Origin of the sequence: Pseudomonas sp. 11/12A, from assembly GCF_000800055.1 — a bacterium.
GTDB classification, from domain to species: Bacteria; Pseudomonadota; Gammaproteobacteria; order Pseudomonadales; family Pseudomonadaceae; genus Aquipseudomonas; species Aquipseudomonas mohnii.
In genome coordinates this window covers 3,674,937-3,696,737 of sequence record NZ_JUGV01000001.1, presented here as the reverse complement: position 1 = coordinate 3,696,737, position 21,801 = coordinate 3,674,937, and the positions used below count along the sequence as shown (strand labels likewise).

Genomic DNA, 21,801 nt, shown 5'->3' with positions numbered 1-21,801 from the left:
CACCATGAGCGCTTTAACCTTGAAAGTCGCAGTCAACCTGGTCAACGAGGCCATCACCGCGGGGCGTGCAATCAGCGCGGCACCGTTGACCATTGCGGTACTGGATGCCGGTGGGCATCTGATCACCCTGCAACGCGAAGACGGCGCCAGCCTGCTGCGCCCACACGTTGCGATTGGCAAAGCCTGGGGCGCCATTGCGCTGGGCAAAGGCTCGCGCCTGCTGGCGCTGGACGCGCAACAACGCCCGGCGTTTATCGCTGCGTTGAACAGCCTGGGGCAAGGCAGCGTCGTGCCGGCACCGGGGGGCGTGCTGGTTCGGGATCAGGAGGGGAACGTGCTGGGGGCGGTAGGGATCAGCGGCGATCTGTCGGATGTCGATGAGCAGTGTGCGATCACTGCGATTGAGGCGTCGGGGTTGAGAGCGGATGCGGGGGTGGTGGCTTGATCTTCGGCTCCTGAACTAATGCCATCGCTAGCAGGCTAGCTCCCACACGGGTTGTGTGGCCTTACAAATCCCCTGTGGGAGCTAGCCTGCTAGCGATGGCTATCGACCAGACACATCTGGCTAAAGTCTATACATCCCACCTGAGACCGCCGAGCTAGCCTTTTCATGATCAATTTATGAGAGAGGCAAAGGAATGCCGGATTTACCTGCTTCACATCGCTTGCGATGCGGTCGCTACGCCGAATCAAACCGAATTTATCTTCTGACCACCAACACGTTTCGACGAACACCTGTGTTCGAGAGTTTCACGCTGGGCCGTCTGGTGGTGAACCAGTTCCGAATTGCGCAACATCAAGGCATTGCGAATTCACTAGCCTGGGTCGTCATGCCCGATCATTTCCATTGGCTGGTCGAGTTGCAGCAGGGATCGTTGGGTGACCTGATGCAAAAAACCAAATCACTGAGCACCAAAGCGGTAAATCAATCCACTGGCCGCAAGATGACTCTTTGGCAGAAAGGCTTTCATGACAGGGCGCTGCGACGGGAGGAGGATTTGGTCAAGGTGGCACGCTACGTCGTTGCCAATCCGTTGCGGGCGGGGCTGGTGGAAAAACTTGGCGACTATCCGCTGTGGGATGCTAAGTGGGTTTGAGCCCATATCGAGTTGTCTTCATCGCTAGCAGGCTAGCTCCCACACAGGTTCTGTGGCGTTCACAAATCCCCTGTGGGAGCTAGCCTGCTAGCGATAAATGCACCGCGGTCTAGTCCGGCTCACACCCTTTGAGCACCAAGCGGCTGATCGTCTGCGCCGCCGCTTCATAATCTTCTTCATCCAGCTTGGCCTTGCCGGTGATGGCGGTGATTTGCCAGTCGAAGTCGGCGTAGGTCTGGGTCGCGGCCCAGATGCTGAACATCAGGTGGTTGGGGTCGATCGGGGCGATCTGGCCGCGGTCGATCCAGGTCTGGATGCAGTCGATGTTGTGTTTGGCCTGGCTGTTGAGCTGTTCGACCAAATCGGCGCTCAGGTGCGGGGCGCCGTGCATGATTTCGCTGGCGAACACTTTGGAAGCAAACGGCAGGTCGCGGGAGATGCGGATTTTCGAGCGGATGTAGTTGCTCAGCACTTCGCTGGGCACGCCTTCGGGGTTGAAGGGGGTCGAAGCCTGCAGGATTGGCTCGATGATGCTTTCCAGAACCTCGCGGTAGAGGTTTTCCTTGGATTTGAAATAGTAGTAGACGTTGGGTTTGGGCAATCCCGCCTTGGCTGCGATGTCGCTGGTTTTGGTCGCAGCGAAGCCTTTGTCGGCAAACTCTTCACTGGCGGCACGCAGGATCAGTTGTTTGTTGCGCTCGCGGATAGTGCTCATAAACCAGGTGGTTCCTTGCCTGTTCTGGCGGTTGCGCATGGTAGCACCGGCCTTTGGCGGCGCTCAAGAATGCGCCGTGTGGCACTCGGCCGCGCTATGCTGCACGCCATTCATTCAAGAAGGAAATCCAATTCATGGCAGGAAGCAGTTTGCTGGTGCTGATCGACGACATCGCCGCCGTACTCGATGACGTGGCGTTGATGACCAAGATGGCCGCCAAGAAGACCGCCGGCGTGCTCGGGGACGATCTGGCGCTCAATGCCCAGCAGGTCAGCGGTGTGCGTGCCGAGCGGGAAATTCCGGTGGTATGGGCGGTTGCCAAGGGCTCGTTCATCAACAAGCTGATCCTGGTGCCATCGGCGCTGGCCATCAGCGCGTTCATTCCCTGGCTGGTCACGCCATTGTTGATGGTGGGCGGTGCTTACCTGTGTTTCGAAGGTTTCGAGAAACTCGCCCATAAGTTCCTTCACAGCACGTCTGACGACCAGGCCGAGCACGCCGAACTGGTTGAGGCGGTAGCAGACCCTGCGGTCGACCTGGTGGCGTTCGAAAAGGACAAGATCAAGGGCGCCGTTCGTACCGACTTCATCCTGTCGGCGGAAATCATTGCCATCACCCTCGGCACCGTGGCCGGTGCGCCGCTGACCCAGCAAGTGATCGTGCTCTCGGGCATTGCCATCGTCATGACCATTGGCGTCTACGGGCTCGTGGCGGGCATCGTCAAGCTCGATGATCTGGGCCTGTGGCTGACGCAAAAGCCCGGGCAGATGGCCAGACGCATCGGTGGCGGTATTCTGCGCGCGGCGCCGTACATGATGAAAAGTCTGTCGGTAATCGGCACGGCGGCGATGTTTCTCGTCGGTGGCGGCATCCTGACCCATGGTGTGCCGGTGGTGCATCACTGGATCGAGGAGGTCGGCGCGGGGGCGGGCGGTGCCGGTTTTATCGTGCCGGCGTTGCTCAATGCGGCGGCAGGGATTGTGGCAGGGGCGGTGGTGTTGGCGGGGGTGATGGCTGTCAGCAAAGTCTGGAGATGGCTGAAGGGCTGAAGCCAGGATTCCTTTCACCAGAAACGTCTACGACTGTGGGAGCGAGCTCGCTCCCACAGTCGTTTGTAGCGCCTGGATTACTCGGCAATCTGCAACTTGCGCGACTCGGTGTACACGTAGCGTACCTTCTCGTATTCGAACGGCGAGTTCAGTTGGCCATAGCGGAAACTGGTCTGGTAGCGCTTGTCGATGGCGCGCAGCACCCAGATTTCCGGATGGTTGGAGCTGACTTCTGAGACGTTCAGGTAGTTGATCGCCGACTCCGCGCTGAAGTCCACCACCAGTCCGCCGGTATCACGCAGGTTCGACGGGCCAAGGATCGGCAATACGAAATACGCACCGCCTGGCACGCCATAGAAGCCCAGGGTCTGACCAAAGTCTTCGTTCTTGCGAGGCAGCCCCATGGCGGTGGCTGGATCCCACAGGCCGGCGACGCCGATGGTAGTGTTGAGCAGCAGTCGCCCGGTGATTTCCATCGAACGTTGGCCCTTGAACTGCAACAGGCTGTTCAGCAGGTTCGGAACATCACCGAGGTTGTTGAAGAAGTTGCTGACACCCGTGCGCAAGAAGCCTGGTGTGACGTAGCGATAGCCGTTGACCACTGGCAGGAACACCCACTGATCGAACCGATAGTTGAAGTGGTAGACGCGGCGGTTCCACTCTTCCAGCGGGTCATACACGTTCAATGCGCTGAGCGTGGATCGTTCGAACTCGCGCTGATCCAGGCCTGGGTTGATCTTGAGTTTGCTCAGGGGCTCTTTGAAGCCGTCACTGTCGACCACCACCGGGGCGTTGGCTTTGCTGTTGTCGGCGTTGGCCACGCCTGCACAGAGTAACGCAGCGATAAGCAGGAGGTATTTAGCCACGGAAGAACTCCAGCATGGCGTCGCTGTTGACGCGGTAGTTAAGGTTGCCGCAATGGCCGCCCAACGGATAAAGGGTCAGGCGATCGCCAAAGGTCTTGCGCAGGAAGCCGAGGTCGCCAGGGCCGAGGATCACGTCGTCGGCGTTATGCATGACGGCGATTTTCGGGCTGTCGTGCAGGTAGTCCTTCAGCGCGTACAGACTGACCTGATCGATCAGTTGCAGCAGGCTGCCGCCATCGGTGCGGGCGCGCCACATCGGAATCACCTGTTCGGTGATGTAGCAGTCGAAGTCGCACTGCAGTGCGCGCTTAAGGAAAGGCGTAAGGCTGGTGCCCTCGGTGATCGGGTACTTGGGTGGGGTAATCAGGCCCCGGCGGTTGATCAGGTCAGAGGTGAAGGCAATGTCGGCCGCCGAGAAGCGGAACGTAGTGCCGATCAACATGGCCATCTGTTCATTGCTCAGGTGCTGCTTGGACTGCTGGAAGTCGTAGAGCAGTGCATCGTTGAGATCGATGTAGCCTTTCTGCTGGAAGTAGCGGGTCAGTTTGTTCAGCACCAGCTCGTAGAACGTGGTGGTGTTGTTGATGCCCTTGACCTCAGTCTGCACCAGCTTGTCGAGGTTGGTGATCGAGGTGTAGAGATTCACCGGCGGATTGAGCAGAAGGACTTTCTTGAAGTTGAAGCTGCGGCGGGTCTCGTCCAGGTGCGCGACGAAGGCCGCATCCAGGGCGCCCAGGCTGTAGCCGCTCAGGTAGTAATCGGTGACGGGGACGCCGGGGTTTTGTGCACGAACGGCTTGCATCACCCGGTACATATCTTCGGCATCTTCCTTGGTGATGCCCGGCGTGGCGAAGCGTGAGGCGGCACTGATGAAGTCGAAGCTGGTGGGCGACGACAGTTGCACCACGTGATAGCCGGCCTTGTAGTAGAGCTTTTTCAGGTATTCGTTAATGCTGCTGTCATAGCGTGCGCCGGTGCCGGCGATCAGGAAGATCAGCGGTGCGGCTTTATCCTGGGTGGCAATGCGGTAAGTGAGTTTCTTTACCGCCCAGAAGTTGTCCGGCAAATTGAATGCCCGCTCCGGGCGCAAGGTCATGCTGCGATCCGACTGATGGATGTCGTCGTCCAGCGGCAGCTCTGGACGCAAGTCCGGAGGCGTCGTGGCGATGGTCGCCTCGAACGGGTTGGTCAAGGGGTAGCCATAACTGGCGGCGTCGATATCGACCGCCATTGCGGACGCACTTAATATCAGGCCGCCAAACAGGGCAGCGAAGCGCAAGGAACGGAGCATGACTGGATCCCTTAAAAAAGGTGTCGAATGAAGTTCGCAGGCTATGACCATTGAATTTGCGCCAAAGTGCCACGCATCGGCACCAAACAGGCCAGATTTCGAAGTAATAGTAGTTGGACGATACACTTTGCAGCGATTGAATGACCAGTTAACTGTTGTTAGCGCTTGCGTAAGGCTGTCGGGCGATTAAGCTGGCCGCCGTTTTTCGCTTATTGGAGTGCTTCATGTCCCGTCGTCTGCCCGTGATTTTGCTGCTTGTTTTGCTGCCTGTTTGGCTGGCCGCCAGTTATGGCGCGCGTTACGGCTTCATGGAGGATGCGCAATGGGTAGGCATCTGCGTGGATGAGGCGAGTCGTTGGGAATGCCAGGTCCGTTCGAATCTGGGTCTGATGATTCACTTCAATGTATTGGGCTGGAGTGCGTTGGCGGCTGCGGTGATCGGCTTCTTGCTGCCGGGGAGGGCAGGGTGGTGGTTGGCGGTGCTGGCGCTGGTGTTCGGGTTTCCTGCACTGGCGTTATACAACACGACCCTGGCTGTTTTTGCGGTGGTGATTGCCGGGTTGCGGTTGGTGCGTGCATCGCGCACTGCCTGATAAATCGTCAGCGCGGGCAAGCCCGCCTCCACAATGGGTTTGAGTGAATACGGAGTCTACGTAAGACAACGATTCCTGTGGGAGCGTGGCTTGCCCGCGATGAGGCCAATAAAGGCGCTAAAGATCAGCGTTTGCGTACCCGCAAGCAGCGCCACAACGCGGCTACCATCAACACGCTCACCAGCGCCCAGCCCCAGGCCTGCTGGTTCTGCAAACCCTCGCGATACAGTTGTGGCGCAATACCGGCACCGATGATGAAGGTCAGCAGGGCGATTTCGCGGCGCGGCACATTGACTGGACGGCACAGATAAACCAATGCTGGCACGATGAATGCGACGCTCGGGAAGCTGCGATAACGCGGATCGAACACCAGTTCCAGCATCATCACTGCAGCAGCAAACCCTGTGGTCGCCACCCACCAACCCGCTCGTCGTTCCAGCCCATTGAACGCCCGTCCACGCCAACCGGTGCGCGGGCTCAGGGTCAGCGCCGCATGGGCCAGCACCAACAGATTCAACGCTGTCAGCAAGGCAACCCAAAGCCATTCACTGCCAAAGCGCGTGGTGACCCGCGCCAGGTCACCCCAGGCACCTATCGCGCAGGCGGCCAAGGCCCCCAGCAGCGGCAATACCAGCGCAGCGCGAGTGCTGCGCACGCGACCGCCAAGGATCAGCGTACCGAGGAAGATCAAGCCACCGGCCATCAGCCACTGCGACCAGTACGGCACGTTCGTCACCGGCCCGGCCAGCACGCCCTTGTCCTGACGATCGGCATCGAACAGTCCCCAGTAGCCGCCGACCGCACCTTCGCTGGCGCGCTTCCACGGTTGGTCGAAGGCTTCGATCAGGTTGTAGTGCCAGCCCTGCTGCTGGGCCATGGCGACGAAGCCGCGAATGAACTTGGCTTCGTTGACCCGGCTCGGCAAAGCGGTTTCACGCTGGCGGCCTTCGCTTGGCCAGCCCGTCTCGCCAATCATCACGTCCTTGGGCGCGAATTTGTTGCCGAACACCTGGCGCACTTCGGCCACATGTTGCAGGGCAGCGTCGATGTTCGAAGGATCGTCCTCCCAATAGGGCAGCAAATGGATGGTGAGGAAGTCCACGGCTGGCGCGATTTCCGGGTGCTTGAGCCAGAACTCCCAGACATCGGCATAAGTGACAGGCTGTTTGACCTGGCTTTTGACTTTATTAATAAGCTTCGCCAGCTGCGCGCCGGTGACTTCCTTGCGCAGCAGGGTTTCGTTGCCGACGATGACCGCGCTCACCACATCCGGGTTGGCGTTGGCCGAGGCAATCAACAGGTCGACTTCTTTTTCGGTGTCCACCGGATTGCTGTTGACCCAGGCGCCGATCATCAGCTTCAACCCGTGCTTGCGCGCGAGGTCCGGCAGCGCCTCAAGACCGGTCATCGAGTAGGTGCGAATGCACTCGAAACGGGTCGCCAGCAGGGCGAGGTCGGCGTCCATGCGCTCGGGGCGCAGTTTGAACGGCTGATCGAACGGCGACTGGTCCTTGTCGAAGGGGGTGTAGGAGGCGCATTGCAGCTTGTGCGTCGCGCTGGCGACGTCCGGCAGAATCACCGGTTTGCCGAGGCCGTACCAGAAACCACTCAGGGCAAAGATGCCCAGCAGGCAGGCGAATAGATAAGCGAACAAAGGGAAGCGAGATGTCGCAGGCATGATCAGGCCGTCTGGGAGCAAAGCGGCGCATGTTACCTGCATTTGCCGTGTGCTTGGTGGCCCGCATAATTTTGACATGCAAAGTTCGGGCGGATGGAGCGGTGAGTTTGCGGTGCCACGGATTAATGGCTTTCTGATGTCGTTTCTCGATGTCTTGAGGTCGCTGGCAGAGCAGGTCGCCCTTGTCGTCAGGTTGATTATCGGAGGCGTCAGTACCCTCGTTGATAAACGCGCTGATGATCGAACGGGTTTGCGGTGGGCGTGATGGGGGCGCTGTGCACCATAACAATACGTTGACGCGACTCGGCACCCGTCGAGCGCAGCACTTTCGGGGAAGTAACGATGAAGATGCGACGACTTTTAGGTGCAAGTGCCGCTCTGGTACTTGCGATTGGCTCCACATTCGCCAATGCCGAGAGCAAGACCCTGAGCATCGGTTACGTTGACGGTTGGTCCGACAGCGTCGCGACCACTCACGTAGCGGCAGAAGTGATCAAGCAGAAACTCGGTTATGACGTGAAGCTGCAAGCCGTTGCGACCGGGATCATGTGGCAAGGCGTGGCAACCGGCAAACTCGACGCCATGCTGTCGGCCTGGCTACCGGTGACGCATGGCGATTACTGGGCCAAGAACAAAGATCAAGTGGTCGACTACGGTCCGAACTTCAAGGACGCGAAAATCGGTCTGATCGTGCCGGAGTACGTCAAGGCCAAGTCGCTGGCTGATTTGAAAACCGATGAAAGCTTCAAGAATCGCATCGTTGGCATCGATGCAGGATCGGGTGTCATGCTCAAGACCGAGCAGGCGATCAAGGACTACGACCTGACCGGCTATCAACTCAAGGCCAGTTCCGGGGCCGGCATGATTGCCGAACTGACCCGTGCCGAGAAGAAAAACGAATCCATCGCCGTCACCGGTTGGGTGCCGCACTGGATGTTCGCCAAATGGAAACTGCGCTTCCTGGAAGACCCGAAGGGTGTTTATGGCGCGGCTGAAACCGTGAACAGCATCGGCAGCAAGGAACTGGCAACTAAAGCACCTGAAGTGGCCAAGTTCCTGAAGAACTTCCAATGGGCCTCGAAAGACGAAATCGGTGAAGTCATGTTGGCGATCCAGGATGGTGCCAAGCCAGAAGCCGCCGCAAAAGAATGGGTGGCGAAACACCCGGAGCGTGTTGCCGACTGGACCAAGTAATAGCGAAGCAAGCGTCTAATCCGCGCAATGCAGGGTCGCCCGATATCCATGTCGGGCGGCCCTTTTTATTTCTGAAGGATTAACGTCGTGTGACGGCTGTTTTTTATCGGCCGGAAATTGGCGAAAACGTCATGTCGTTCTAAGACTAAGGTCGTCTGGAACCTGGCTCGCAGCCGCTTACAGTGGATATCGTTCCAACTAAATCTGTGCTGCGAGGATAAAAACAATGAACGACAGCATTTACCTCTCGATTCAAAACAGCCCGCGATTCAAGGAGCTGGTTAGCAAGAGAGAACGATTCGCCTGGATTCTTTCGGCGATCATGCTAGGGCTTTACTCCGGATTCATCCTTTTGATTGCCTATGGGCCGCATATTCTGGGTGCGAAAATCAGCCCAGAGTCTTCGATTACCTGGGGCATACCGATTGGCGTCGGGCTGATTATTTCGGCCTTCGTCCTGACCGGCATCTACGTACGACGCGCCAATGGCGAATTCGACGACCTGAACAATGCGATTCTCAAGGAGGCTCAGCAATGATCCGGCGTCTAATGGCTCTATTGAGCATCGCAGCTTTTGCACCTGGCGCCTGGGCAGCCGAAGCCCTGACCGGCGAAGTGCATAAACAACCGCTGAACGTTCCCGCGATTCTGATGTTCGTGGTGTTCGTCGGCGCGACCCTGTGCATCACCTACTGGGCTTCCAAGCGCAACAAGTCGGCGGCTGACTACTATGCGGCGGGTGGCAATATCACCGGTTTGCAGAATGGTCTGGCGATCGCCGGTGACTACATGTCCGCAGCGTCCTTCCTGGGGATTTCCGCCCTGGTGTTCACCTCCGGCTACGATGGCTTGATCTACTCGATCGGCTTTCTGGTGGGCTGGCCGATCATTCTGTTCCTGATCGCCGAGCGCCTGCGCAACCTGGGTAAGTACACCTTTGCCGACGTGGCGTCCTACCGCCTCGGGCAAACCCAGATCCGCACGTTGTCTGCTTGTGGTTCGCTGGTGGTGGTGGCGTTTTACCTGATCGCGCAAATGGTCGGTGCCGGCAAGCTGATCCAGTTGCTGTTCGGTCTCGACTACTACGTTGCAGTGATCCTGGTGGGTATCCTGATGTGCATGTACGTGCTGTTTGGCGGCATGCTGGCAACCACCTGGGTGCAAATCATCAAGGCGGTGTTGCTGCTGTCCGGTGCCTCGTTCATGGCGCTGATGGTGATGAAGCACGTCAACTTTGACTTCAACATGCTGTTTTCCGAGGCGATCAAGGTTCACCCTAAAGGTGAGGCGATCATGAGCCCGGGCGGTCTGGTGAAGGATCCGATCTCGGCGTTCTCCCTCGGCCTGGCACTGATGTTCGGTACCGCTGGCCTGCCGCACATCCTGATGCGCTTCTTCACCGTGAGTGACGCGAAAGAAGCTCGCAAGAGCGTGCTGTATGCAACGGGCTTCATTGGCTACTTCTACATCCTGACCTTCATCATTGGCTTCGGCGCGATCCTGTTGGTCAGCACCAATCCTGCGTTTAAAGATGCGGCGGGTGCGCTGTTGGGCGGCAACAACATGGCGGCGGTGCACCTGGCCAACGCGGTCGGTGGCAGTATTTTCCTGGGCTTCATCTCGGCGGTAGCCTTTGCGACCATTCTGGCAGTGGTTGCCGGTTTGACACTGGCCGGTGCTTCGGCGGTGTCTCATGACCTGTACGCCAGTGTGATCAAGAAGGGCAAGGCCAACGACAAGGACGAAATCCGGGTCTCGAAAATCACCACCGTCATTTTGGGCGTGCTGGCGATCGGTCTGGGTATTTTGTTCGAAAGCCAGAACATCGCATTCATGGTAGGCCTGGCGTTCTCCATTGCGGCGAGCTGTAACTTTCCTGTACTGCTGCTTTCGATGTACTGGAAGAAGTTGACCACTCGGGGTGCGATGGTCGGTGGCTGGTTGGGTCTGATCAGTGCAGTTGGTTTGATGGTGCTCGGTCCAACCATCTGGGTGCAGATCCTGCACCACGAGAAGGCCATCTTCCCTTACGAGTACCCGGCGTTGTTCTCGATGATCATTGCCTTCATCGGCATCTGGTTCTTCTCGATTACCGACAAGTCGGCAGCGGCGGACAACGAACGGGCGCTGTTCTTCCCGCAATTCGTTCGCTCGCAGACCGGTCTGGGCGCGAGTGGGGCGGTTTCGCACTAAGGCTTGATGCTTTTATATAAGTAACGCAGTTGTAAAAGATGCCCCGGTCGAAAGATCGGGGCATTAATGAGATGGTCACCCCCACACCCTGCGAGGGCTACGCTTTCGCAGGGTGTTTTGTTTTCGGAGGCCATCATCATGAGCGAGTCAGCGCTGATCGGGATCGATCTCGGTAAACACAGTTTCCACCTGCACGGCCAAGACAAATTGGGCCGAAAGGTGTTTCGCAAGAAGCTCTCGCGTCAACAGATGATGACGCTCTTTGGCAATCTGCCGGCCTGTACCGTGGTGATGGAAGCTTGTGCCGGGGCGCATTTCGTCGCTCGCCAGCTGATGGCCATGGGGCATGAAGCCAAACTGATTTCCCCGCAATTCGTCCACCCCTTCGTCAAAGGCAACAAAAATGATTTCGTGGATGCCGAAGCCATTTGCGAGGCGGCTTCACGTCCATCGATGCGCTTTGTCACACCCAAAACCGAGGCGCAGCAGACGCTTTCCGTTCTGCATCGCCTGCGCGAGTCGCTGGTGCGCGATCGCACCAAAACCGCCAATCAAATGCATGGTTTCCTACTGGAGTTCGGCATCAGCCTGCCCAAGGGCCTGGCGATCATGAAGCGGTTGGCGAGTATTTTGGCTGAGCATGAGTTGCCCGTTCGGTTGACAGTCCTGTTACAGCGCTTGCATGAGCATTTCTGTTATCTGGATGAACAGATCAAGGCGCTGGATAAAGAGCTGGCAAGCCAACTGGCCGACGATGATCTCGGCAGCCGCTTGCTGAGCTTGCCGTGTGTCGGGCCGATCACCGCCAGCCTGCTGGCTGTAGAGATGGGCGATGGCCAACAGTACAAATGCAGTCGTGACTTCGCCGCCTCCGTGGGCTTGGTGCCCAGGCAGTACAGCACCGGCGGCAGGGCTAATTTGCTGGGCATCAGCAAGCGCGGCGACAAGCACCTCAGGCAGTTGCTGGTTCAATGTGCTCGGGTCTATATGCAGAGGCTAGAACACCAGAAAGGGGCTCTGGCCGACTGGGTGCGCTCATTGCTTGGGCGACGACACTCGAACGTGGTGGCCTGCGCCCTGGCTAACAAGCTGGCGCGGATCGCGTGGGCGCTAGCGGCTCACCATACGCAATATGAAGCAGGGCCAGACGCGCTGAACGCCTGACCCTGCGGTTGTTGCAGTACCACGAATCACCCTTCAGGTTTTGCGATAGCTGAACAACGGATGACGTGAACGGCCCACCGGCCTGACGAAGAACCTGACATAAAAATCGGCTTCAGAAGCCGCGGCATTTTTCAGGATCGTCAGGCGCGACTCTCATCGTGGCGCGGGGCATGCCCTGGATCGACGCCGGATAGATTTAAGCAAGCCAACCACTTCACCCAATAATCAGTATTGCAAAAATGGGGGGGACCATAGATTTTTATGGGGCGGTGATCGCCCGATTCCGTGATTGTCCCCCCAATAGGAATGTAGGTGCGAACTGCTCGCGAAAACGTGCGGGTAGCTCGGGCAGTCAGACAGGGCGCGTTATCGTGGGTGTCCATCGCGAGCAGGCTCGCTCCTGCAGGGGGCGGTTAATTTCCCGGGCTGTCCCACCATTGCTGGCGAGTCAGCTCCCACGGAGGTGACGTTACGGCAGGGACGGGAGCAAGAGTGCTTGGTGACTGGGTCGCCCGTTGTAAGGGTGGACCCCGGGGTGGCCGTCGCCGAAGAAATGGATATGTACACAACAAGCGCACAAACTAAAACGGCCTCTATTTTCATAGAGGCCGTTTGCGGGACGGTCAAGACGCTACAGCAAGACAGGTCTTACTTGCGGTCTTCCAGCTTGGTGATGTCACGCGACTCGTAGCCGGTGTACAGCTGGCGCGGGCGGCCGATCTTGTACGGGCTGGAGAGCATTTCTTTCCAGTGGGAGATCCAGCCGACAGTCCGCGCCAGGGCGAAGATCACGGTGAACATGCTGGTTGGAATGCCGATGGCCTTGAGGATGATCCCCGAGTAGAAGTCGACGTTTGGGTACAGCGAGCGCTCGATGAAGTACGGGTCGGTCAGGGCGATCTCTTCCAGGCGCATGGCCAGTTCGAGTTGCGGATCGTTCTGGATACCCAGTTCCTTCAACACTTCGTCGCAGGTCTTCTTCATGACGGTAGCGCGTGGGTCGCGGTTTTTGTAAACGCGGTGCCCGAAACCCATCAGCTTGAACGGATCGTTCTTGTCCTTGGCCTTGGCAATGAACTTGTCGATGTTGGAAACATCGCCAATTTCATCGAGCATGGTCAGAACGGCCTCGTTGGCGCCGCCGTGGGCAGGGCCCCACAGTGCAGCGATACCGGCGGCGATACAGGCGAACGGGTTGGCACCCGAAGAACCGGCAAGACGTACGGTAGAGGTCGATGCGTTCTGCTCGTGGTCGGCGTGGAGGATGAAGATCCGGTCCATGGCCTTGGCGAGTACCGGGCTGATCGGTTTGATCTCGCACGGGGTGTTGAACATCATGTGCAGGAAGTTTTCCGCGTACGTCAGGTCGTTGCGCGGGTACATCATGGGTTGACCCATGGAGTACTTGTAAACCATCGCTGCCAGGGTTGGCATCTTGGCAACCAGGCGGATCGCGGAAATTTCGCGATGCTGCGGGTTATTGATGTCCAGGGAGTCGTGGTAGAAGGCCGAGAGGGCGCCGACTACACCGCACATGACGGCCATCGGGTGAGCGTCGCGACGGAAACCGTTGAAGAAGGTCTTCAGCTGTTCGTGAACCATGGTGTGGTTCTTGACGGTGCTGACGAACTGGGCCTTTTGTTCTGCGGTCGGCAATTCGCCGTTGAGCAGCAGATAGCAGGTTTCCAGATAGTCCGACTTTTCAGCCAACTGTTCGATCGGATAGCCGCGGTGCAGCAGAATGCCGTTGTCGCCGTCGATATAGGTGATCTTCGACTCGCAGGAGGCGGTCGACATGAAACCAGGGTCAAAGGTGAAACGGCCCGTGGCCGTCAGGCCCCGAACATCGATAACATCGGGACCAACGGTGCCGGTTAAAATGGGCAGCTCGACGGGGGCTGCGCCCTCGATGATCAACTGCGCTTTTTTGTCAGCCATGTGGCCTCCTATTTATGCTTGAAATCATCAGACAGACCCCCCACGCAGGGCCCGCACCACTATAGTGAGATAAATTCGAATGTCAATTTGCCTAAAGTCTTGCTCCAGAAGGCTTTAACCGGACTTTTTTCTCGAAATTGCCTGCCATTTACGCCTTTTATGTCAGATGCGCAATCCGCTGTTTGGGTGAGGTGATTGCGTTGTCATTAGTAGCCTAACTGTCTATACTCGGCCACCGACCGCCAAGGGCTTTTGGGCTTGCTTTATTGGGGGTCGCCTCCCTGGGTGGTGGTTACCTGACCAGTGCACTCCCCAACAACTTTGCCCTGATTGTTAGGGGCTCTTCAGTGTGAAAAAAAAGCCGTGAAAAGCCAACGACCTGTAAACCTAGACCTAAGGACCATCAAACTCCCAGTCACTGCTTACACGTCCATTCTTCACCGTATATCCGGCGTCATCCTCTTCGTGTGCCTTGCCATCATGCTTTACGCATTGGACAAGTCGCTGAGCTCCGAGGAAGGCTTCGGTCAGGTGAAAGCGTGTCTGACCAGTCCGCTAGCGAAGCTAGTGATTTGGGGCATTCTGTCCGCTCTGCTGTATCACTTGGTTGCCGGTGTGCGCCACTTGATCATGGACATGGGCATCGGTGAGACGCTGGAAGGCGGCAAGCTGGGCTCGAAAATCGTTATCGCCGTCTCCGTGGTGGTAATCGTTCTGGCAGGAGTTTGGATATGGTAACTAACGTCACGAACCTGTCGCGTTCGGGCCTCTATGACTGGATGGCGCAACGTGTGTCTGCGGTCGTTCTCGCGGCTTACTTCATCTTTCTGATCGGATACGTCGTTGCCCACCCGGGCCTCGGCTATGCCCAGTGGCATGAACTGTTCGCCAACAACTGGATGCGTATCTTCAGTCTCCTGGCCCTCGTTGCCCTTGGCGCTCACGCCTGGGTCGGCATGTGGACCATCGCGACCGACTACCTGACGCCAATGGCGTTCGGCAAGTCCGCGACTGCTATACGTTTCCTTTTCCAGGCAGTATGCGGCGTTGCGATGTTCGCTTACTTCGTCTGGGGTGTGCAGATTCTCTGGGGTATCTGAGTCATGGCTAACATTCCAACGATTTCTTTCGACGCCATCATCATTGGTGGTGGCGGTGCTGGCATGCGCGCTGCGCTGCAACTGGCACAAGGCGGTCACAAGACTGCCGTAATCACCAAGGTTTTCCCGACGCGTTCGCACACCGTATCGGCACAGGGTGGCATCACCTGCGCCATCGCGTCTGCGGATCCGAACGATGACTGGCGCTGGCACATGTACGATACCGTCAAGGGTTCCGACTATATCGGTGACCAGGACGCTATCGAATACATGTGTCAGGAAGGCCCGGCTGCGGTTTTCGAACTGGACCACATGGGTCTGCCGTTCTCCCGTACCGAAACCGGCCGCATCTACCAGCGTCCGTTCGGCGGTCAGTCCAAGGACTACGGTAAGGGCGGCCAGGCTGCACGTACCTGCGCGGCATCCGACCGTACCGGTCACGCCCTGCTGCACACCCTTTATCAGGGCAACCTGAAAGCCGGTACCACGTTCCTGAACGAGTACTACGCTGTCGATCTGGTAAGAAACCAGAAAGGCGAGTTCGTCGGCGTTATCGCCATCTGCATCGAAACCGGCGAAACCACCTACATCCGTGCCAAGGCTACCGTTCTGGCCACTGGCGGTGCAGGTCGTATCTACGCGTCCACCACCAACGCCCTGATCAACACCGGTGACGGCGTCGGTATGGCTCTGCGTGCTGGCGTTCCGGTGCAAGACATCGAAATGTGGCAGTTCCACCCGACCGGCATCGCCGGCGCCGGTGTACTGGTGACCGAAGGTTGCCGTGGTGAAGGTGGTTACCTGATCAACAAGCACGGCGAGCGTTTCATGGAGCGTTATGCTCCGAACGCCAAAGACCTGGCGGGTCGTGACGTTGTTGCCCGTTCGATGGTTAAAGAGATCATTGCCGGCAACGGCTGTGGCCCGAACGGCGACCACGTGATGCTCAAACTCGACCACCTGGGCGAGGAAGTGCTGCACAGCCGTCTGCCAGGCATCTGCGAACTGTCGAAAACGTTTGCTCACGTTGACCCGGTGGTTGCTCCGGTTCCTGTTGTTCCGACCTGCCACTACATGATGGGCGGCGTTGCCACCAACATTCACGGTCAGGCGATGACTCAGGACGCCAACGGCGTAGATACCATCATCCCTGGTCTGTTCGCTGTAGGCGAAGTGGCTTGCGTATCGGTTCACGGTGCCAACCGCCTGGGCGGTAACTCGTTGCTCGACCTGGTGGTCTTCGGCCGTGCGGCCGGTCTGCACCTGGAAAAAGCGCTGACCGACGGTATCGAATACGACGACGCTACCGACGCCGACATCACTGCGGCCCTGGCTCGTCTGTCCGCTCTGAACGCGCGTACTGATGGCGAAGACGTGGCAACCCTGCGTCGCGAGCTGCAAAGCTGCATGCAGAACTACTTCGGTGTATTCCGTACCGGCGAATACATGCAGAAGGGTATTGCCCAGCTGGCTGATCTGCGCAAGCGCATCGCCAACGTCAAGATCAACGACAAGTCGCAGGCGTTCAACACTGCGCGTATCGAAGCTCTGGAACTGCAAAACCTTCTGGAAGTGGCTGAAGCTACCGCCATCGCTGCCGAAGTGCGTAAAGAGTCCCGCGGCGCTCACGCCCGTGAAGACTTCGAAGACCGTGACGACGAAAACTGGCTGTGCCACACCCTGTACTTCCCGGGTGAGAAACGCGTCGCCAAGCGTGCCGTAAACTTCTCGCCGAAAACTGTTCCGACTTTTGAACCTAAGATTCGGACTTATTAAGGGTGGCCGCCATGTTGCAAGTCAGTGTTTATCGTTACAACCCTGATCAGGACGCTGCGCCGTTCATGCAGGATTTCCAGGTTGATACCGGTGGTAAAGACCTGATGGTGCTGGACGTACTGGCCCTGATCAAAGAGCAGGACGAAGGTTTCTCCTATCGTCGCTCTTGCCGTGAAGGTGTTTGCGGTTCCGACGGCATGAACATCAACGGCAAAAACGGTCTGGCGTGCATCACGCCGCTGTCCGCCGTTGTAAAAGGTAACAAGTTGATCATTCGTCCTCTGCCAGGTTTGCCGGTTATCCGTGACCTGGTCGTCGATATGAGCATCTTCTACAAGCAATACGAGAAGGTTAAGCCTTACCTGCAGAACGACACGCCGGCTCCGGCCATCGAACGTCTGCAGTCCCCTGAAGAGCGTGAAAAGCTCGACGGTCTGTACGAGTGCATCCTGTGCGCTTGCTGCTCGACCTCTTGCCCGTCCTTCTGGTGGAACCCGGACAAGTTCCTGGGTCCAGCTGCACTGCTGCAAGCGTATCGCTTCCTGGCAGACAGCCGTGACACCAAGACGTCCGAGCGTCTGGCTTCGCTGGATGACCCGTTCAGCGTATTCCGCTGCCGCGGGATCATGAACTGCGTCAACGTTTGTCCGAAGGGCCTGAACCCGACTAAGGCCATCGGTCACATTCGTAACATGCTGCTTTCCAGCGGCGTGTGATTCAGCTGCTGTACCCGTAGGACCGCTGTACCCGTGGATGCTACGGTGCAGGCTTCAACCGGCACCGTAGTTTTAACCTGAGCAGCAGCTCATAAAGCTGCCGCTCTTATTTTGAAGAAATGAGACAAGCAGGGGCATCCGGGCTGGTACCCGGACTATCAGTGTGATCCTAGTGGCTTGTTTTGGTCGCTGCATTCGGACTTCTGCAAGTTTGCTCGGCGTCGACACCGATGGTGTTCCCCTAACCGAGGGTGACCAAGCATGCAAGAAAGCGTGATGCAGCGCATGTGGAACAGTGCCTACCTATCCGGTAGTAACGCTGCCTATGTGGAAGAGCTCTACGAGCTTTACCTGCACGACCCTAACGCTGTGCCAGAAGAGTGGCGCACCTACTTCCAGAAGTTGCCTGCTGACGGCAACTCTTCCACCGATGTTTCGCACTCCACAATTCGCGATCATTTCGTCTTGCTGGCAAAGAACCAGCGCCGCGCTCAACCGGTTTCCGCCGGAAGCGTGAGCAGTGAGCACGAGAAGAAGCAAGTTGAAGTGCTGCGATTGATCCAGGCCTACCGTATGCGTGGCCACCAGGCAGCCCAGCTTGACCCGCTGGGGCTGTGGCAGCGTCCTGCACCTGCAGACCTGTCGATCAATCATTACGGCTTGACCAATGCCGATCTTGATACGACCTTCCGTGCCGGCGACCTGTTCATCGGCAAAGAGGAGGCGAGCCTACGCGAAATTCACGAAGCGTTGCAGCAGACATATTGCCGCACCATCGGCGCTGAATTTACGCATATCACCGATTCCGAGCAGCGCCAGTGGTTCCAGCAGCGTCTGGAAAGCGTACGCGGCCGTCCAACGTACTCCGCTGACATCAAGAGCCACTTGCTTGAGCGCGTGACTGCCGGTGAAGGCCTGGAAAAATACCTGGGCACCAAATACCCGGGCACCAAGCGTTTCGGTCTGGAAGGCGGCGAGAGCCTGATTCCGATGCTTGACGAGTTGATCCAGCGTTCCGGTTCCTACGGCACCAAGGAAATCGTCATCGGCATGGCCCACCGTGGCCGTCTGAACGTGCTGGTCAATACCTTCGGCAAGAACCCGCGCGAGCTGTTCGACGAGTTCGAAGGCAAGAAGAAGGTCGAGCTGGGTTCCGGTGACGTTAAATACCACCAGGGCTTCTCGTCCAACGTGATGACCACCGGTGGTGAAGTTCACCTGGCCATGGCCTTCAACCCGTCCCACCTGGAAATTGTTTCTCCAGTGGTCGAAGGTTCGGTCCGTGCCCGTCAGGATCGTCGCAACGACCCTACCGGCGAGAAGGTTCTGCCGATCTCCATCCACGGTGACGCTGCAATTGCAGGTCAGGGCGTGGTCATGGAAACCTTCCAGATGTCGCAGACCCGCGGTTTCAAGACCGGCGGTACCGTGCACATCGTGATCAACAACCAGGTTGGTTTCACCATCAGCAACCCGCTGGACTCGCGCTCCACCGAGTACGCCACCGACGTTGCGAAAATGATTCAGGCGCCGATCCTCCATGTGAATGGTGATGATCCGGAAGCCGTATTGTTCGTGACCCAGCTGGCCATCGATTACCGCATGCAGTTCAAGCGCGACGTGGTGATCGACATGTTCTGCTACCGTCGTCGCGGCCACAACGAGGCCGACGAGCCAAGCGGCACGCAGCCGATGATGTATCAGCAGATCACCAAGCAGCGCACCACCCGTGAGCTGTACGCTGATCGTCTGACCCAGAGCGGTGTGCTGGACGCAGAGCGTGTTCAGGCGAAGGTCGACGAATACCGCAACGCGCTGGACAACGGTCTGCACGTAGTGAAGAGCCTGGTCAAAGAGCCGAACAAAGAGTTGTTCGTGGACTGGCGCCCGTACCTGGGTCACGCCTGGACTGCGCGTCATGACACTCGCTTCGACCTGAAAACCCTGCAGGAACTGTCCGCCAAGCTGTTGGAAATTCCGGAAGGCTTCGTGGTTCAGCGCCAGGTTGCGAAGATCTACGAAGACCGTCAGAAAATGCAAGCCGGCGGCCTGCCGATCAACTGGGGTTACGCCGAAACCATGGCGTACGCGACCCTGGCGTTCGAAGGTCACCCGATTCGCATGACCGGTCAGGACATCGGCCGCGGTACGTTCTCGCACCGTCACGCTGTTCTGCACAACCAGAAAGATGCCGGCACCTATATCCCGCTGAAACACTTGTACGAAGGTCAGCCACGCTTCGACCTGTACGACTCGTTCCTGTCGGAAGAAGCGGTACTGGCATTCGAATACGGCTACTCGACCACCACGCCGAACGCGCTGGTGATCTGGGAAGCCCAGTTCGGTGACTTCGCCAACGGTGCGCAGGTTGTTATCGACCAGTTCATCACCAGCGGCGAGCACAAGTGGGGCCGTCTCTGTGGTCTGACCATGCTGTTGCCACACGGCTACGAAGGTCAGGGTCCGGAGCACTCCTCTGCACGTCTTGAGCGTTACCTGCAGCTGTGCGCCGAGCACAACATTCAGGTGTGCATGCCGACCACCCCGGCTCAGATCTACCACTTGCTGCGCCGTCAGGTGATTCGCCCGCTGCGCAAGCCACTGGTCGTCCTGACGCCGAAGTCGCTGCTGCGTCACAAGCTGGCCATCTCGACTCTGGAAGATCTGGCCGAAGGTTCGTTCCAGACCGTGATCCCGGAAATCGATGCCCTGGACCCGAAAAAGGTCGAGCGCATTGTTCTGTGTAGCGGCAAGGTCTACTACGACCTGCTGGAAAAACGTCGTGCCGAAGGCCGTGACGATATCGCCATCGTGCGTATCGAGCAGCTGTACCCATTCCCTGAGGACGACTTGAAAGAAGTCCTGGCTCCTTACACCAACGCCAAGCATGCCGTTTGGTGTCAGGAAGAGCCGATGAACCAGGGCGCCTGGTACTGCAGCCAGCACCACTTGCGTCGCAGCATCAGCAACCTCAACAAGTCTCTCGTACTTGAGTACGCGGGCCGTGAGGCTTCTGCTGCCCCAGCATGTGGTTACGCATCGATGCACGCCGAGCAGCAGGAAAAACTGCTGCAAGACGCGTTTACCGTTTAACGCCTTCGCGCACTTGAAACCGAATTTAAGGAACCACAGATAATGGCTATCGAGATCAAAGCCCCCACTTTCCCGGAATCGGTTGCCGATGGCACCGTTGCCACCTGGCACAAAAAACCGGGCGACGCCGTCAAACGTGACGAACTGATCGTCGACATCGAAACCGACAAAGTCGTACTGGAAGTTCTGGCCACCGCTGACGGCGTGCTGGGCGCTATCGTCAAGAACGAAGGCGACACCGTTCTGTCCGACGAAGTCCTGGGCTCCATCGTTGAAGGCGGCGCTGCTGCCGCTGCTCCAGCCGCTGCCGCTCCGGCCGCTGCCCAGGCTGCTGCTCCAGCTGCCGAAGGCGAAGACGATCCGGTCGCTGCTCCAGCCGCTCGCAAGCTGGCTGAAGAGAACGGCATCAACATCGCTTCCGTTGCCGGTACTGGCAAAGGCGGTCGTGTGACCAAGGAAGACGTGGTTGCAGCCGTTGCTGCCAAGAAAGCCGCTCCAGCCGCCGCGCCTGCCAAGGCTGCCGCACCTGCCGCTGCTGCTCCGGTGTTCGCTGCCGGTGACCGCGTTGAAAAACGCGTTCCGATGACCCGTCTGCGTGCCAAGGTTGCCGAGCGTCTGGTTGAAGCTCAATCGAACATGGCGATGCTGACCACTTTCAACGAAGTCGACATGACCGAAGTCATGGCCCTGCGTTCGAAGTACAAGGATCTGTTCGAGAAGTCCCACAACGGCGTGCGCCTGGGCTTCATGTCGTTCTTCGTGAAAGCGGCCACCGAAGCGCTGAAACGCTTCCCGGCAGTTAACGCATCGATCGACGGTGCCGACATCGTTTACCACGGCTACGCTGACGTCGGTGTTGCTGTTTCCAGCGATCGCGGCCTGGTTGTGCCGGTTCTGCGTAACGCCGAACTGATGAGCCTGGCTGAAATCGAAGGCGGCATCGCCACTTTCGGCAAGAAAGCCCGTGACGGCAAACTGTCGATGGAAGAGATGACCGGTGGTACGTTCACCATCACCAACGGTGGTACCTTCGGTTCGATGATGTCGACTCCGATCGTCAACCCGCCGCAAGCAGCTATTCTGGGCATGCACAACATTCTGCAGCGTCCAATGGCGATCAACGGTCAGGTCGTTATCCGTCCGATGATGTACCTGGCTCTGTCCTACGATCACCGTCTGATCGATGGCAAAGAAGCTGTGACTTTCCTGGTGACCATCAAGAACCTGCTGGAAGACCCGGCTCGTTTGCTGCTGGATATCTGATAGAAGCAGTCGCGAGCTGCAAGTTTCAAGCTGCCGGTAAAGGCAGTTTGGCTTGCAGCTTGCGGCTTCAAGCTT

At 58.0% G+C, this 21,801-nt stretch carries 19 protein-coding genes; 14 read left to right on the top strand and 5 right to left on the bottom strand.

Annotation, left to right across the window (positions count from 1 at the left end):
* Window positions 1-4: 4 nt before the first annotated feature.
* Both GQ39_RS16980 and GQ39_RS16975 read left to right on the top strand, forming a co-directional pair.
* Complete coding sequence (locus GQ39_RS16980) at window positions 5-445, top strand: GlcG/HbpS family heme-binding protein (protein WP_047531911.1); 441 nt, start codon at window positions 5-7, stop codon at window positions 443-445.
* A 193-nt stretch (window positions 446-638) separates the two neighbouring features.
* The gene (locus GQ39_RS16975) at window positions 639-1,097 is read left to right on the top strand and encodes an REP-associated tyrosine transposase (RefSeq protein WP_047531909.1); all 459 of its coding nucleotides are present in this window, start codon (window positions 639-641) and stop codon (window positions 1,095-1,097) included.
* Between the two features lie 109 nt (window positions 1,098-1,206).
* Here GQ39_RS16975 and GQ39_RS16970 read toward each other — a convergent pair whose 3' ends face one another.
* Window positions 1,207-1,812: a TetR/AcrR family transcriptional regulator gene (locus GQ39_RS16970; RefSeq protein ID WP_047531907.1), complete on the bottom strand. Its 606-nt coding sequence runs from the start codon at window positions 1,810-1,812 to the stop codon at window positions 1,207-1,209.
* Between the two features lie 134 nt (window positions 1,813-1,946).
* On the opposite strand from GQ39_RS16970, the gene GQ39_RS16965 reads away from it, so the two are divergent.
* Window positions 1,947-2,861, top strand: coding sequence for a DUF808 domain-containing protein (locus GQ39_RS16965; protein WP_047531905.1), 915 nt, complete (start codon window positions 1,947-1,949; stop codon window positions 2,859-2,861).
* 77 nt (window positions 2,862-2,938) lie between these two features.
* On the opposite strand, the gene GQ39_RS16960 is transcribed toward GQ39_RS16965, so the two are convergent.
* The gene (locus GQ39_RS16960; RefSeq protein WP_047531903.1) at window positions 2,939-3,727 is read right to left on the bottom strand and encodes an MlaA family lipoprotein; all 789 of its coding nucleotides are present in this window, start codon (window positions 3,725-3,727) and stop codon (window positions 2,939-2,941) included.
* Window positions 3,720-5,018 carry a serine/threonine protein kinase gene (locus GQ39_RS16955; protein ID WP_047531901.1) on the bottom strand — a complete coding sequence of 433 codons (1,299 nt, stop codon included), beginning with the start codon at window positions 5,016-5,018 and terminating at the stop codon, window positions 3,720-3,722. The genes GQ39_RS16960 and GQ39_RS16955 overlap by 8 nt, the downstream gene beginning before the upstream one ends.
* Before the next feature lie 224 nt (window positions 5,019-5,242).
* Between GQ39_RS16955 and GQ39_RS16950 the strand changes: the two genes are divergently transcribed.
* Window positions 5,243-5,611: a hypothetical protein gene (locus GQ39_RS16950; RefSeq protein ID WP_047531899.1), complete on the top strand. Its 369-nt coding sequence runs from the start codon at window positions 5,243-5,245 to the stop codon at window positions 5,609-5,611.
* A gap of 124 nt (window positions 5,612-5,735) precedes the next feature.
* On the opposite strand, the gene GQ39_RS16945 is transcribed toward GQ39_RS16950, so the two are convergent.
* The gene (locus GQ39_RS16945; protein WP_047531897.1) at window positions 5,736-7,331 is read right to left on the bottom strand and encodes a glycoside hydrolase family 17 protein; all 1,596 of its coding nucleotides are present in this window, start codon (window positions 7,329-7,331) and stop codon (window positions 5,736-5,738) included.
* Window positions 7,332-7,631: 300 nt separating this feature from the next.
* Between GQ39_RS16945 and GQ39_RS16940 the strand changes: the two genes are divergently transcribed.
* The 4 genes from GQ39_RS16940 (at window position 7,632) to GQ39_RS16925 (ending at window position 11,840) form a co-directional block, all read left to right on the top strand.
* Complete coding sequence (locus GQ39_RS16940) at window positions 7,632-8,483, top strand: glycine betaine ABC transporter substrate-binding protein (protein WP_047531895.1); 852 nt, start codon at window positions 7,632-7,634, stop codon at window positions 8,481-8,483.
* Between the two features lie 226 nt (window positions 8,484-8,709).
* Window positions 8,710-9,021 (top strand): DUF485 domain-containing protein, encoded by a 312-nt coding sequence (locus GQ39_RS16935; RefSeq protein WP_047531893.1) that lies wholly within the window; start codon window positions 8,710-8,712, stop codon window positions 9,019-9,021.
* Window positions 9,018-10,676, top strand: a complete 1,659-nt coding sequence (locus GQ39_RS16930) for a cation acetate symporter (RefSeq protein ID WP_047531891.1) — start codon at window positions 9,018-9,020, stop codon at window positions 10,674-10,676. The genes GQ39_RS16935 and GQ39_RS16930 overlap by 4 nt, the downstream gene beginning before the upstream one ends.
* Before the next feature lie 138 nt (window positions 10,677-10,814).
* Window positions 10,815-11,840: an IS110 family transposase gene (locus GQ39_RS16925; protein ID WP_047531873.1), complete on the top strand. Its 1,026-nt coding sequence runs from the start codon at window positions 10,815-10,817 to the stop codon at window positions 11,838-11,840.
* A 648-nt stretch (window positions 11,841-12,488) separates the two neighbouring features.
* Here the strand turns inward: GQ39_RS16925 and gltA are convergent.
* Window positions 12,489-13,778: a citrate synthase gene (gene gltA / locus GQ39_RS16920; protein WP_008032658.1), complete on the bottom strand. Its 1,290-nt coding sequence runs from the start codon at window positions 13,776-13,778 to the stop codon at window positions 12,489-12,491.
* Between the two features lie 363 nt (window positions 13,779-14,141).
* On the opposite strand from gltA, the gene sdhC reads away from it, so the two are divergent.
* The 6 genes from sdhC (at window position 14,142) to odhB (ending at window position 21,726) form a co-directional block, all read left to right on the top strand.
* Window positions 14,142-14,516, top strand: a complete 375-nt coding sequence (sdhC, locus tag GQ39_RS16915) for a succinate dehydrogenase, cytochrome b556 subunit (RefSeq protein WP_016773673.1) — start codon at window positions 14,142-14,144, stop codon at window positions 14,514-14,516.
* The gene (sdhD, locus tag GQ39_RS16910) at window positions 14,510-14,878 is read left to right on the top strand and encodes a succinate dehydrogenase, hydrophobic membrane anchor protein (protein WP_047531886.1); all 369 of its coding nucleotides are present in this window, start codon (window positions 14,510-14,512) and stop codon (window positions 14,876-14,878) included. The genes sdhC and sdhD overlap by 7 nt, the downstream gene beginning before the upstream one ends.
* 3 nt (window positions 14,879-14,881) lie before the next feature.
* Window positions 14,882-16,654, top strand: coding sequence for a succinate dehydrogenase flavoprotein subunit (gene sdhA / locus GQ39_RS16905; protein WP_047531884.1), 1,773 nt, complete (start codon window positions 14,882-14,884; stop codon window positions 16,652-16,654).
* A gap of 11 nt (window positions 16,655-16,665) precedes the next feature.
* Window positions 16,666-17,370 (top strand): succinate dehydrogenase iron-sulfur subunit, encoded by a 705-nt coding sequence (locus tag GQ39_RS16900; protein ID WP_047538970.1) that lies wholly within the window; start codon window positions 16,666-16,668, stop codon window positions 17,368-17,370.
* Window positions 17,371-17,631: 261 nt separating this feature from the next.
* Window positions 17,632-20,463 carry a 2-oxoglutarate dehydrogenase E1 component gene (locus GQ39_RS16895; protein WP_047531882.1) on the top strand — a complete coding sequence of 944 codons (2,832 nt, stop codon included), beginning with the start codon at window positions 17,632-17,634 and terminating at the stop codon, window positions 20,461-20,463.
* 42 nt (window positions 20,464-20,505) lie between these two features.
* Complete coding sequence (gene odhB, locus GQ39_RS16890; RefSeq protein WP_047531880.1) at window positions 20,506-21,726, top strand: 2-oxoglutarate dehydrogenase complex dihydrolipoyllysine-residue succinyltransferase; 1,221 nt, start codon at window positions 20,506-20,508, stop codon at window positions 21,724-21,726.
* Window positions 21,727-21,801: the final 75 nt, after the last annotated feature.